This is a genomic window from Desulfoglaeba alkanexedens ALDC (genome assembly GCF_005377625.1).
Classification (GTDB): Bacteria; Desulfobacterota; Syntrophobacteria; order Syntrophobacterales; family DSM-9756; genus Desulfoglaeba; species Desulfoglaeba alkanexedens.
Genome location: NZ_CP040098.1, coordinates 2,913,064 through 2,927,343 on the forward strand (window position 1 = coordinate 2,913,064; position 14,280 = coordinate 2,927,343).

Consider the following 14,280-nt stretch of genomic DNA (forward strand, 5'->3'; position numbering starts at 1 on the left):
ACTTTTTCGACCATTTTGGTTTTTCCCGCTGGAGAGCAGCCCGCGTCTCTACTGGGCTACCTTGCCATGAAGCCCGGCAAAAACGCTCCTTCCTCCAAGATCCGACTTCGCAAGCATCTGAATGCCGATGCTCTGGTGAGGGCGGTGCGCCGTGAGTTCGAAAAAATCCCCGATGCCCGCAAAGGCAGGCCGCAGATCTCCTTTGCGGATGCGTCCATGAGCGCCTTCGCCATGTTTTCTTTGAAGGATCCCTCTCTTCCGGCCTTTGAGAAACGCTGGTCGGCTCGGGATCACAACCTGCATGCGCCCTACCACATCGAAAAGGCCGACGAGGCCACCGCCGAGGGCCGGGCTGTGGAGTTTCGGCACGCAGCGGTAGACAACTGCGACACGCTCCATTACTACCTCTTAGTCAACGATCTTCCCCCATAACGCCATGTTCTAATCGCCGTCTGCACGATGGTTTTAGTGCCAGCGGTGGCTGCCGGTCACGGACAACTGGTTTCCTTACGGCACCGCGTTACTGAGAGGAGGTGGTCCAGTGGACATCTTTGCGCTGCGGGACAAACTTGTCGAAGACTACAACGAATATACCCGAAGCTTCATCAAGATCGGCGATCCAAGAATTGACCGATTCGTCACGGAGGAGCTCAACGCGGGAGCCTTTTGGCCTGAACCGCTGATTCAACTTAACCCGTCCTTCGAATCCGGGGGTACCATCGACGACTTGGTGGAACGAGGGATTCTCCACCCAAAATGTTCTGAAATCTTTCGACTCGGCAAATCTGATGAAGATCCCCTGGGAAAGGAGCTTTCCCTCTACCGTCACCAACTGGACGCCATCCTCAAGGCTAAGGAAGGCCGATCCTACGTTCTCACAAGTGGCACAGGATCAGGCAAAAGCCTCACCTACATCGTACCCATCGTAAGCCACGTCCTGCATCGCGGATCCGGAAAGGGCATTCAGGCCATCGTGGTCTATCCCATGAACGCTTTGGCCAACAGTCAGGCCGAAGAACTGAGCAAATACCTTCAAAAAGTCTATCCGGAACGTCTGCCCCCCGTCCGATTCGCCCGCTATACAGGTCAAGAGCGCGGAGCGGAAAGGGAGCAGATCCGCACCAATCCACCGGACATCCTCTTGACCAACTACATGATGCTGGAGCTTCTTCTCACCCGCAGGGAAGATGCCGGACTGGTGGAGGCGGCACGCGCCCTGCGGTTCCTCGTCTTCGACGAGCTCCATACTTATCGGGGCCGTCAAGGTGCCGACGTGGCCATGCTCATTCGAAGGTGCCGTTTGGCTTTTGGAGCGGAGGACATCGTCTGCGTAGGAACCTCCGCCACCATGGCCAGTGAAGGAACTTCGGAAGATCAGAAACAGCACGTGGCCCAAGTCGGTCAAAAGCTCTTCGGGGTACCTTTCACCTCGGATCAGATCATTGGAGAAGCGCTGGAGCGTGCCACACGGGAACTGGACTTCAATGCCCCTGACGTTATCGCGCAACTTCGCCACGCCATCGAAACGGATGCGGAAGCCCCCGACGATACGGACAGTTTTTGTTCACACCCTCTCTCGTCGTGGATCGAATCGGCTTTTGGTATCCGCACCGAATCGGAAACCGGCCGACTTGTGCGCCAGGCACCGAGGCGCCTTTTGGGCGGCGACGGTGCGGCGGAAGCATTGGCACGAATAACCTCGATGGATTCGAGTCGGTGTGCCCATGTGATTCGTCGCTTCCTTCTCAAAGGTTCCCAGATCTATCGAAGTGCCTCCAGTCGGTTTCCGGTCTTTGCCTTCCGGTTGCATCAGTTTTTCACACGTGGAGATACCGTCTGGACCACCATCGAACCGGAAGATCAGCGACATCTCGAACTTTCCAAGAAGATTTCCAAGCCCGGCGAACCCCAAAAACTCCTCTTTCCCCTCGTCTTTTGTCGCCATTGCGGTGCAGCCTACTACCGAGTAAAAGTCGCTAAGGACGAACATGGCCGACGGCTTCTTCCTCGGGAAGACCGTCAGGAGGAAGACGAACACCTGACTATCCCCGGTTATCTCTTTATTTCCTCCCAAAGGCCATGGCCTCGTACCGTGGGCCCGGAAATGCTGGAACGCCTTCCGGATTTCATGAAGGAGTGGACCGTCGAGGAGACCGAAAGGCCGGCCCGCGATGCCAAAAAAGACCTCCCCGAGCCCGTCTTCGTGGACGCTTCGGGCCGGATCGTCTCCGAGGGCGAAGGTCTCGATGCCGCTTTCATCCAGGGCCATTTCCCCTTCTGCCTCCATTGCGGCGTGGCTTACACACGGCACCAAAGAGCCGAACGCACCAAGCTGGCCACGCTCGGCGTGGACAACCGCAGCACAGCCACCACCATCTTGGCCATCCGTGCGCTCATCGAACTCCAGGGAGATGTGCAACTCCGCCGTGAAGCCCGTAAGCTGCTCAGCTTTACCGATAACCGCCAGGATGCCTCCCTGCAGGCGGGCCATTTCAACGATTTTGCTCAGGTGGCCCTACTGCGTTCAGGACTCTTCAAGGCCCTCGAAACCGCCGGCGCGCCTTCAACCCTCAACCCCGGCCCGAACAGGACAGCTGCACGAGAGGGCCGATCGCCGGAGGGTTTTCACTCCGCAGGGCTCAAGCATTACCAGTTATCCCGGTACGTTTTGGATGCCATGGGTCGTGCGTTCGAGGAGTATGCGTCTGATCCGGACGTTCGGGGTCCGGGACGACAAACTACCGAGGATGCCCTGCGCCGGGTCATCGAATACTTCCTTTACCGAGACCTGCAGCGGGGCTGGCGTGTCACGGCGCCCAACCTGGAAGAGTGTGGGCTGCTCCGATTCGATTATGAGGGACTCACCGGTGACGAAAGCCTGCTCGCCGAGAAAGACCTTTGGGAGTCAGGATTCACCATTCGGACGACCTCCAAGGACTCCACCTTCATTCCCACACCCGAACCTCTGCGCAGTCTGTCCGCTGATGTGCGCGAAGAGATACTGCGCACGCTTTTGGACGTGCTTCGCAGATCCCTCGCCATCAAAGTGGATGTTTTGAACCCATCCAAACAGCACGACCTGGTGGAACAAACCCGGTCCCGCCTCCGCGAAGATACCGTCTGGTACCTGGATGATCCCCGTGACCTCGTGAAAGCGACCGTCGCTTATCCACGGCCGCAGCGCAAAGGAAAACGCCGCGATGACCCTTATGGGCTCTTCGTCTCGTCTTACGGCGCCTTCGGCCGCTACGTGAAGCGCACCCTCAACCGGAACGCACCGGGAATACGCCTCGGGCGCGCCGAAATCGATGAAATCATCGGCTTTCTCTTCTTGGGCTTGCGGCGATACGGCATCGTGGAGCAGGTGCGAGGTGACCGGGACGGTGAGGATCCGGGCTACCAGATCAATCCGGATGCCGTCCGGTGGTTACCAGGCACCGGTGCGATCCGGCCCATCGACCGGACCCGGCTGGCGGAAGCCGGGGAGGTCCCTCCCGAGGTCAACCGCTATTTCGTGGAATGCTACCGCCGGTTCGTGGACCTGAAGTGCCTCCTGGAAGCTCGGGAACACACAGCGCAGGTGGATGCCGAACTAAGAAAGGATCGGGAGGACCGCTTCCGATCCGGCCGACTTCCACTCCTTTTCTGTTCTCCAACCATGGAACTGGGAGTGGACATCGCTGACTTGAACGTGGTGAACCTGCGAAACGTTCCGCCGACTCCAGCCAACTACGCCCAGCGAAGCGGCCGCGCCGGCCGCGGCGGTGAGCCGGCCCTGGTTTACACCTATTGTGCGGGCCGTAGCCCCCACGACCAATACTTCTTCCGGGAACCCGAGCAGATGGTGGCCGGGGTGGTGGCTCCCCCCCGGATCGATATTGCGAACCGGGACCTGATCCGCTCCCATATTCATGCCGTCTGGATGGAAATCGCCAAACCCGACCTGGGGCGGACCCTCACCCAGGTCTTGGATCTCAGGCCGGAAGACGGAGGACTTCCTCTCCCTATCCAAGAGGCGATCCTCGAGGTCCTGAGGAACCTGCGCTATCGCAGCCAAGCCCTGGAACGGGCGCAGCGGCTTGTGTGGTCCATTCGTGAAGAACTCTCGGCCTCACCCTGGTTCCACGAAAATTGGGTGAAGGATATCTTAGACCAACTGGAAAAATCGTTTGACACCGCCTGTGACCGCTGGCGCAGTCTTTACCGGGCCGCAGTACGCCAGAGGGAACTTCACCACCGAATCATCGGCGACCATTCCCGCCCTGAAAACGAGCGGGATCACTCCCGGCGCTTGCGTGCCCAGGCGGAAAGCCAGATCCGCCTGCTCACGGAAGCGGAAGGCCTCTATGAAGGGGACTTCTACAGCTACCGGTATTTTGCCACGGAAGGATTTCTCCCCGGCTACAATTTCCCCCGTCTTCCCATTTCGGCTTACATTCCCGGCCGGAGGAAACGGGAAGGTCGGGACGAATTCGTCTCCCGCCCGCGTTTTCTCGCCATTTCAGAATTCGGCCCGCGAGCCCTGATCTATCACGAGGGGGCCCGGTACCGCGTTTACAAGGCCAACCTGGACTTCGGATCCGACGACGTGGAGGCTACCCACAGCCTGGCCACGGCCGTGATGAAGCGCTGCGCCGGATGCGGCTATGCCCACATGGAGCAGGGACTCGCCTTCGCCGAGATATGCGACCGGTGCGGTACGACACTGGATAGGTCCGCGTGTATCGAGAACTTGGTGTACATGCAGAATGTGAGCCTTCAGCCCGCCCAACGGATCACCTGCGATGAGGAAGAGCGCCAGCGCCTCGGCTATCGAATCGTCACCGCTTATCGTTTCCCTGAAGTGGGTGGAAGACTGGACCGGCGGGACGCCGAAATCTGGTGTGACGGCGACCTTATGCTTCGGCTTTCCTATGGGGACGCCGCCGACCTTTTCCGCATCAACCTGGGTTGGAGTAACCAGCGCCGCAACCAACGCGTAGGTTTTGACTTGGACTTGGAGCGAGGCTACTGGTCACGAAACCAGGCGGACACGGAAGACTCGGACAATGCGCTCGCCTCGGGACGCGTCCAACGGGTGGTGCCCTATATCCGAGATACTAAGAACGCGCTGGTCATGAGCTTCGATCCACCTCCAGGTATGTTGGAAATGGCCGGCTTACAGGCGGCCTTCAAGGAAGCCGTTCAGAAGTACTTTCAGATCGAACCGCGGGAACTGGGCTGCGAACCCCTGCCGGATGCCGACAACCGGCGGGAAATCCTTTTCTACGAAGCATCGGAAGGCGGCGCCGGGGTGCTCCGCCAAATCGTGGACGACCCGAGCGTGTTTCCCGCTTTGGCTCGAACAGCCCTGGAAATCTGCCACTTCGATCCTGTGACCCTGGAAGACAAGGCCTCCAACACCTGCGGCCAGGCCTGCTATGCTTGTCTTCTGGACTACGGGAACCAGCCCGACCACCGGTACCTGGACCGCTATCTTGTCCGGGACTTTCTTGCACGTCTGACCGCCGCTCAATGCCGTCCCTCGGGCGGCGTGGGATCCCGTGAGGAACGACTGGCGGCTCTTCGCAAGCGCTGCGACAGCGCCCTGGAAAAGAAGTGGCTCGATGTACTGGACAAACTCCTGCTCAATCCGCCCAGTGACGCCCAGGTGTTGATCGAAGCATGCCATACCCGGCCTGATTTCTTCTATGCGGACACCAACGCAGCCATCTACATCGACGGGCCGCCCCATGACGACCCCGCCCAAATCCGCGAAGACGAAGCGGTGACCCAACGGCTCATGGAACACGGCTACATCGTGATCCGTTTTCACCACAAGGACGACTGGACGGAAATTTTCCGACGCCATCCGGACATTTTCGGGAGGATTGGATCATGACCATGGCACTCCAGTTCGAACCGGGGAGCTTGATCCATGCGCGCGGTCGCGAATGGGTCGTGCTCCCCGAATCCACCGACGATCTTATCCTAGCCCGTCCCGTCGGCGGCTTGGACGAGGAGACCGCCGGCATCATTCCGGCCATCGAATCCGTGCAATCCAGTTCTTTTCCGCTGCCCGGCCGCGGCGACCTGGGCGATTCCTTTTCCGGTCGGCTCCTTCGCGATGCGGCGCGCCTGTCCACCCGCGCTGCCGCCGGGCCCTTTCGGTCTTTCGGCCGCATCGCCGTGGAACCCCGCCCCTATCAATTGGTGCCTCTCATCATGGCTCTCAAACTGAATCCGGTTCGGCTCCTCATCGCCGACGATGTGGGGATAGGAAAAACCGTGGAAGCGGTCCTCATCGCCCGCGAACTGCTGGATCGAGGGGAAATCCGGCGCTTCACGGTGCTGTGTCCGCCCCATCTGGCCGAGCAATGGCAGCTGGAACTCTCCCAGAAATTTCACATCGAAGCGGAGCTGATCCTTTCCGGAACCATCCAGCGCCTGGAACGGGACCTTCCCCTGGATATTTCCGTCTTCGATCGCTATCCCTTCACGGTGGTCTCCGCCGATTTCATCAAGACCTCGCGGCGTGCGGAAGACTTCATCAATAAATGCCCGGAACTGGTCATCGTGGATGAGGCGCACGGCTGCACCGTCGGCGACGGCTCCGGGCGCGCCCGCCAGCAGCGCTTCGAGTTGCTTCGCCGGATCACCTCCGAAGAATCCCGCCATGTGATCCTGGTAACCGCCACGCCCCACAGCGGGAACGAGCAGGCGTTCCGATCCCTTTTGAGTTTGCTGCGGAAGGAATTCGCCGATCTGCCTCTGGACCTGGACGCCAAGGGCCGTGAGGGCATTCGAAGGAAACTGGCGCGGCACTTGGTGCAGCGCCGCCGTGCCGACATCCGCCATTACCTGGAAGCGGACACGGCCTTCCCCGAACGCAAAGACAAGGTTCCCGAACCCACTTACACCTTCACTGAGCCCTATCGGAAGTTTTTCAACGACATTCTCAGCTTCGTGGAAGGTTACGTTTCCGATGAGGAAGGTTCCTGGCGGCATCGGAGGGTGCGCTACTGGTCGGCTCTGGCTCTCTTGCGATGCGTTTCGTCCAGCCCTGCTGCGGCGGCCGCAACGCTCCGCACCCGAGCCGCCGTAGATGCCGCCGATGACGAGGCCGTGGAGGACGTGGGGCGACGGACTGTTCTGGACCAGGACGATACCGACGATGCCCTTCCCGTGGATTTTTCTCCCGGCTCCGACACGGAATCGGCTACGGACACCGTACGCCGCAAGCTGTTGGAATTCGCCCGCCGTGCCGAAGCCATCACGCCCGAACAGGACAACAAGCTTCAGGGCGCCATCCAGGAAATCCAAGGCCTTCTGGACGAAGGATTTCATCCCGTGGTCTTTTGCCGCTTCATAGATACAGCCCGGTATGTGGCCGAGCATCTTCATACGGCTCTCAAAGGCAAGGTGCGCGTGGAGGCGGTGACCGGCACGCTGCCTCCCGCCGAGCGGGAGGCGCGCATCCAGGCGTTGGTTACCGAACCCGGCCCGTACGTCCTGGTCGCCACCGACTGCCTGGCTGAAGGGATCAATCTCCAGGACCACTTCAACGCCGTGCTCCATTACGATCTGGCATGGAATCCCACCCGCCACGAACAACGGGAAGGCCGCGTAGACCGATTCGGCCAAAAGAGCCCCGAAGTCCGCGTGATCACCTATTACGGCCAAGACAACCCCATCGACAAAGCCATCCTGGATGTCCTCATCCGAAAGCACAAGCGTATCAAAAGCGATCTCGGAATCATCGTGACTGTGCCAAAGTCCAGCGAAGAAATCGCCGAAGCCCTCTTTGAAACCGCGCGCCACAGGAGAAAGGAAGCCGCGGCCCCTCGCCAACTGGTCATGCCCTTCGTGTACGATTTGGAAAGAAAACGGAAGGAACTGCACCAGGAATGGGACAGCGCGAGCGACCGGGAAAAGGTGAGCCGCAGCCGCTTCGCCCAGCACGCCCTGGACCCGGATGTGGTGGCCGGGGAACTCCGAAGCGTGCGCGACGCCATCGGCCGTAGCCAGGATGTGGCCCGGTTTTTCCGAGAAACGCTTCAAGCCGCAGGCATTCCCCATGAGATGAACGGCCAGGCGGTTAAAGTCCATCTCGGAGACGTAACCCCGCGCAGCTTTCGCCAGGCTTTGGGAATGGATGAGCCCTTCACGGGGCGGTTCGAATTGCCCGTGGACCGCGACGAAATCTATCTTGCCCGGACCAGTCCCGTGATCGAAGGACTCGCCGGCTGGGTCCTGGATCAAGCATTGAATCCTCTGGCTGGAAACGGGCGGCGCATCGCCTCACGGCTCGGTGTCATGGCCACTTCCCTCGTGAGCGGGCGAACCACCCTCCTTATAGTGCGCTTTCGCTACCAGATGAAAAGAAGCACCGGGGTTATGGAAAGTCTTCTTTGCGAAGAGGTGGTACCCATGGCCTGTACGGGTTCGTCGTACGACCCCGTGTGGCTCCCGGCGGAAGAGGCGGAAGCACTCCTGGACGCCGTTCCCGAAAAGAACCTGCCGTCCACGGCCGTGGACCAGCAGACGGGCCTGGCTGAAAGGACGCTTCCCAAGCTGAGGGAGCTGCTGGCCTCTGCGGCGCTCGAAAGGGCCGAAAAGCAACGGCAGGCCCACGAACGGGTTCGGGAAGCGGTGCCGGCCTCCAGCCGCATCGGCCATGTCGAACCGGTTCTTCCGGTGGACATCCTGGGAGCCTTCATCCTGCTGCCGAGGTAGAAATCGCCATGTCCCGAAGAAAACAGGATTTTCAGGCCGTTCGGTCGGAAGGGGGGCTGCTTCCGCCCGATCTTTTGCGCCGTATCCTCGATCCCAGGGGGGAACTTCCCGGCACCCGACCGAAGGATTACGACCTGGCCAAAGGAGAGCGACTCCATGAGCGGATCACCCAGAGCTGGAACAAGCTTCTGAAGCAATGGAAGGATTTTCAGTCGGTCCGAACCGGCCAGGGCGCCCGCACCGGAATCACCAATGAAAGATGGACTCTCCCGCTTCTTCGGGAACTGGGCTTCGGCTCGCTTCCCACCACGCCGGCTCCGGAAATCAATGGCCGCACTTACGCCATCAGCCGGATGTTCGGCCCCGTGCCGATCCATCTCATCGGCTGCGAACTGTCGCTGGACCGCAGAGCCGCCGGCGTGCGCGGCGCTGCCGCCTCGAACCCACACGGGCTGGTGCAGGAATTCCTGAACCGGAGCCCCAAGCACCTCTGGGGCATCGTCTGTAACGGCCTGCGGTTGCGAATCCTTCGGGACAGCCAGGCCCTTTCCCGCCAGTCCTTTCTGGAATTCGACCTGGAATCCATGTTCGACGGGGAACTCTACAGCGACTTCGTGCCCCTTTGGCTCACCGCCCATGCGAGCCGTTTCGTTCCCCGGGACGGCGACCGCCCCGAAAGCTGTTATCTGGAAGAGTGGACTCGCATCGCCCGGGAACAGGGTACCCGCGCCTTGGGTGATCTGCGCCAAGGGGTGGAACGGGCGCTTGAGATCCTCGGCGAAGGCTTTACCAGCCATCCGCAAAACACGCGCCTGCGGGACGCCCTGCGATCCGAAGACCTGTCGCTCAGCAACTTCCACGGCCAGCTCCTTCGCATCATTTACCGGATCATCTTTCTTTTCGTGTCTGAAGACCGCACCTTGGACGGCGTACCCCTGCTTCATCCCCGTGGGAACTCCGCCCAGGCTCGGGCGGCCCGGGAACGCTACGCCGCCCACTACAGCACCAGCCGGCTTCGCGACCTGGCCTCCCGCATCAAGGGAAGCCGCCACGGGGATCTCTGGCGCCAGTTTCAAGTGGTGGTCCAAGCCCTTTCCGGTACTCCTGACGGCGAAGCCGCACGTGAACACCTGGCCCTTCCGGCGCTCGGAAGCTTCCTGTGGAATCCCCGATCCACCGCCGATCTGAACGACGCCGAGCTGGCCAACTATGACTTCTTGGAGGCCTTGCGGTCACTCGCCTTCACGCGCCAGGGCAAGGTCCTTCGGCCGGTGGACTACAAGAGCCTCGGAGCCGAAGAACTGGGCGGCATCTACGAAAGCCTCCTGGCTCTGATTCCCCGGATCAGCGCCGACGGAGCCCGCTTCACCTTCGCCCGTTTCGCCGGAAGCGAGCGGAAGACATCCGGTTCCTACTACACCCCGGATGCGCTGGTTCAGTCGCTTTTGGACACGGCCTTGGATCCCCTGGTGGACGCCGCTGTGAAGGGAAAGAGCGGTCCCGAGGCCGAAGAAGCCCTTCTTTCCATCACGGTCTGTGATCCCGCCGTGGGATCCGGACATTTTCTCGTGGGCGCCGCCCGTCGCCTGGCCCGGCGTCTGGCGGCCCTTCGGGCTCAGACTCAAGGCGATTCCGAACCCAGTCCGCTTCTTTACCAACAGGCACTTCGCGACGTCATCAGCCGGTGCCTCTACGGCGTGGACCTGAACCCAATGGCCGTAGAACTGTGCAAGGTGAGCCTGTGGCTGGAAGCCCTGGAGCCGGGAAAGCCCCTGACCTTTCTGGACCACCACATCCAAGTGGGAAACAGCCTGCTGGGAACCACGCCGGAACTCATGAAGGAGGGCATCCCCGACGACGCCTTCAAGCCCCTCATTGGGGACGACAAGAAGATCTGCAGAGTCCTTCGCAGAAAGAACAAGCAGGAAAGTGATGGACAAATCACAATGTACCCCCTCCTTGCCGCTGAATCCCAAAAAGCTTATCGAACAATGGAAGATCGGGCCCGCGCGTTGGATGAAAAGCCCGAGGAAACCTTGGATGAAGTTCGAGAAAAGGCCGCTTCTTTCAATGAACTGCTCGGTTCCGAGGAATACCGGCGGGCACGCCTTGCGGCGGACGCTTGGTGCGCCGCCTTCGTGTGGAAGAAACAAAAAGACGCGCCGCCCCCCATCATCACCGACATCCTCCGAAAACTCCAGGAAACCCCGAACGCTCTCACCCCCGAGCAGCGCAAGGAAGTGCAACGTCTGGCGGACCAATACCGGTTTTTCCATTGGCATTTGGCCTTCCCACAGGTGTTCGCCCGAGGCGGTTTCGATTGCGTCCTGGGCAATCCGCCGTGGGAGCGTGTGAAACTCCAGGAAAAGGAATGGTTTGCCGGACGCAATGAGGCGATCGCTAGTGCTCCCAACGCCGCCGCCCGAAAACGCATGATCCAAGATCTGATCGTGTCTGAGCCTCGGCTCCATGAGGAATTCATCGAAGACTTAAGAAGGGCTGAAGGGGAGAGCCACTTCTTTCGGAGCAGCGGTCGCTACCCTTTTTGTGGGCGCGGGGACATCAACCTGTATGCCGTTTTTGCCGAGGCTATGCGGGATGTACTGAACGAACGGGGCCGTATGGGCTGTGTGCTCCCCACCGGGATCGCCACCGACGACACCACCAAGTTCTTCTTTCAGAACGTCATTGAAACCCGGTCCCTGGTGAGCCTCTTCGACTTTGAAAACAAGGGGATTTTTCCGGAAGTCGACAGTCGCATGAAATTCTGTCTGTTTACGGCGGGGGGAGGGAAACAACCCACGCATACGGCTGCGGAGTTTGCCTTCTTCGCCCATGGGGTGGAAGATCTTCGCGACCCCGAGCGCCGCTTCAGCCTGTCGGCCGAGGACATCGCCCTCCTCAACCCCAACACGCTCACCTGTCCCGTCTTTCGCTCGAGAAAGGACGCGGAACTTACCAAGGCCGTCTACCGCCGCGTCCCGGTGCTCATCCGCGAAGCCCGGGACGGCCGCCCCGAAGAGAACCCCTGGGGTGTGAAATTTACTCGCATGTTCGATATGTCCAACGACTCCGATCTGTTTCGCACCCGGGACCAACTGGAAGCCGACGGCTGGCGCCTTGACGGCAACATTTTCGAAAAAGACGGCGAAAAATACCTGCCGCTCTATGAAGCCAAGATGATCCACCATTTCGATCACCGCTGGGCGACCTACGACGGGACAAAAATCCGGGACGTCGCCTCCGAGGAAAAGCAGGACCCCGCCTTCGTTGTCCTTCCCCGCTACTGGGTGAAGGAAGCTGACGTCCAGGCCGCTCTCGGGCCCACCGGCTGGACCCGAGGCTGGCTCCTCGGCTGGCGCGATATCACCAATACCACCAACGAGCGGACGGTTCTCGGTGGTGTTTTTCTCGCGTGTGCTGTGGGGAACAATCTCCCTATTTGGACGGTCGCCATGGAAGACGCTCAGCTATTCTCTTCAATATTTTCCAGCCACTCCCTAGACTATGCGGCACGATTCAAAGTTGGAGGGACCCATCTCAATTTCTTTATTGCACAGCAATTACCTGCGCTACCGCCAGATCGCTTTGAAAACACCTGCCTGTGGACCGCCGATAATAAAAACCTCAAGAGTTGGTTCCTTCCACGCATCCTGGAACTGACCTACACGGCTTGGGACCTGCAGCCCTTCGCTCGGGACTGCGGCTACGAGGGGCCGCCCTTTCGCTGGGACGAGGAACGCCGGTTTCTGTTGCGCTGCGAGTTGGATGCGGCCTTCTTTCACCTGTATGTTCCCGCCACGGCGGACGGGCAATGGAAGCGCGCCCTAAAGGACGAAGGAGCGGTCCGGGACGAAGCTCCGGAAGAACTGGAGGAACTGAAGCGTCACTTTTCCACCCCGCGCGATGCGGTGGATTACATCCTGGACACTTTCCCAATCGTTAAGCGAAAGGACGAACAACGATACGGCGAGTATCGAACTAAGCGCGTCATCCTGGAGATCTACGACGCCATGCAGGAAGCCCTTCGAACGGGCACTCCGTACCAAACCCGGTTTGATCCGCCCCCGGCGCACCCTTCCGTAGTTCATCGTCCATGTTGAACCGCGGTGTCAATGCGTTGGCTTCTTGACGGATCCGGCATCGGGCAGCCGGCATAGCACATGACGAGGGGACGCTGCGTCTCAATGCGTTGGCTTCTTGACGGATCCGGCATCACCGGGATCAGTCCGAACAGAGGTTGGCGAGGCTACGACCGGGCGGAATGTATAGGCAGTACTCTGAGGTGTCTCCTCAGCTCCGGGTTCCACCTTGTTCCCAAGCTCGAGCTTGGGAACACAACTGTGCAGAAGCTCCAGCTTCGGTTCCCATGAGGCCGTGACCCATGCGAACCCGTTGCAGAATCCATAACAAAGGATCCGAACACCCCTACTTCGTCACACCTAGTATTCTAGGGTGGATCCCGGTCTTCACCCACAAAGACCACTTCGAGATCCCGGCCGGCTCCCTTCAGCCCCCTCCCCTTAATCCCCTCCCACAAGGGGAGGGGAAATAGAATTTGGCATCAAATATTAGGTCTATTATTTTCTACGCTACCAAATGCTTTACAGTGTGGCGAAGCTGGAGCTTCCCGGGCAGGTCGTTCCCAAGCCGGAGCTTGGGAACGAGGGGGATTCGGCTTCTTCCCCGGCTTTGGGGCGGCCTAGCTTTATCCAAAAACATTGGGTCTGCCGAAGGCGATGGAAATGCTCTATACGGGAGATGCCCTTTCCGCCGCCGAAGCCAAAGAAATCGGCATGCTCAATCACATGGTTTCTCGAGAGTCGCTGGAGGCGGTCAGTATGGCCATGGTGACAAGCATCCTGAACGGTTCACCCATCGCGATGCGTTTACAGACATATATACTCTGCGGATATTTTCACTGAGCAACCAGCTTGCTTCTTGTAAATAATGACTCCCCGTCGCTCATCATTAGGATGAGGCGACGGGGAATGTGGAAAAGGCGGCCGGAACCGTCGTTAGTTGTTTCCGGTCTCTGCCCGTACCCACTTTTCAGTACGACCGAGCAGTGAAAACCCGATAAAGCCCCGTACATTCAATTGATCGGCGTTGGGTTGAGTGATCTTGCATTTATACGTCTTGCCGTTATCCGGGTCATAGATGGTCCCGCCCTCCCAGGTGCTATTGTCGGCGGAATAGGTGAAGCCCTTCATCATCTGAAGACCCAGCAGAGGTCGCGACCTTAAGCTCTCTTCCGGGTTGTTTCTGTCCACTTTTGCCTTTCCCGCCATACCTTTCTCGTCCCCAGCGGGATATTCGGGCTCCGCAAGCCATACCACCTTACCACAAAAGGCCGCTCCGCACTTGAAAATCTCGACTTTGTACTTGCCCCCTTGAGTGGTCCATACTCCCAGGATGCCATCGCTCTCAGCACCGATAGCATCCGATGCAGCCCAAAGAAACATTATGCCTGCCGCCAATACCATCAACTTTTTCATTTCCTACGCTCCTCCCCATTTTTCCAGTGTGTGTTACGTTGCCTCCAAAACTCCGCCTTTTCCATGG

General features: G+C 59.5%; 6 protein-coding genes. 5 read left to right on the plus strand and 1 reads right to left on the minus strand.

Annotation, left to right across the window (positions count from 1 at the left end):
* Positions 1-66: 66 nt before the first annotated feature.
* From FDQ92_RS13185 to FDQ92_RS13205, 5 genes are all read left to right on the plus strand, one after another.
* The gene (locus tag FDQ92_RS13185; RefSeq protein WP_137425322.1) at positions 67-432 is read left to right on the plus strand and encodes a hypothetical protein; all 366 of its coding nucleotides are present in this window, start codon (positions 67-69) and stop codon (positions 430-432) included.
* A 109-nt stretch (positions 433-541) separates the two neighbouring features.
* Complete coding sequence (locus FDQ92_RS13190; RefSeq protein WP_137425323.1) at positions 542-5,881, plus strand: DEAD/DEAH box helicase; 5,340 nt, start codon at positions 542-544, stop codon at positions 5,879-5,881.
* Positions 5,878-8,715, plus strand: coding sequence for a helicase-related protein (locus tag FDQ92_RS13195; RefSeq protein ID WP_137425324.1), 2,838 nt, complete (start codon positions 5,878-5,880; stop codon positions 8,713-8,715). Before FDQ92_RS13190 ends, FDQ92_RS13195 begins: the two co-directional genes overlap by 4 nt.
* 8 nt (positions 8,716-8,723) lie before the next feature.
* Positions 8,724-12,818 (plus strand): Eco57I restriction-modification methylase domain-containing protein, encoded by a 4,095-nt coding sequence (locus FDQ92_RS13200; protein ID WP_137425325.1) that lies wholly within the window; start codon positions 8,724-8,726, stop codon positions 12,816-12,818.
* 618 nt (positions 12,819-13,436) lie between these two features.
* Positions 13,437-13,640 carry an enoyl-CoA hydratase/isomerase family protein gene (locus FDQ92_RS13205; RefSeq protein ID WP_281276823.1) on the plus strand — a complete coding sequence of 68 codons (204 nt, stop codon included), beginning with the start codon at positions 13,437-13,439 and terminating at the stop codon, positions 13,638-13,640.
* 93 nt (positions 13,641-13,733) lie between these two features.
* Here FDQ92_RS13205 and FDQ92_RS13210 read toward each other — a convergent pair whose 3' ends face one another.
* Entirely contained in the window at positions 13,734-14,213 is a 480-nt protein-coding gene (locus tag FDQ92_RS13210; RefSeq protein WP_137425327.1) for a DUF2147 domain-containing protein, read from the minus strand.
* Between the last annotated feature and the right edge of the window lie 67 nt (positions 14,214-14,280).

What these genes read in the sequence shown, in the direction of transcription:
- FDQ92_RS13185 (WP_137425322.1), top strand. Translation starts at nt 67, where the DNA reads ATGAAGCCCGGCAAAAACGCTCCTTCCTCCAAGATCCGACTTCGCAAG.
- FDQ92_RS13195 (WP_137425324.1), top strand. Translation starts at nt 5,878, where the DNA reads ATGACCATGGCACTCCAGTTCGAACCGGGGAGCTTGATCCATGCGCGC.
- FDQ92_RS13200 (WP_137425325.1), top strand. Translation starts at nt 8,724, where the DNA reads ATGTCCCGAAGAAAACAGGATTTTCAGGCCGTTCGGTCGGAAGGGGGG.
- FDQ92_RS13210 (WP_137425327.1), bottom strand. Translation starts at nt 14,213, where the DNA reads ATGAAAAAGTTGATGGTATTGGCGGCAGGCATAATGTTTCTTTGGGCT.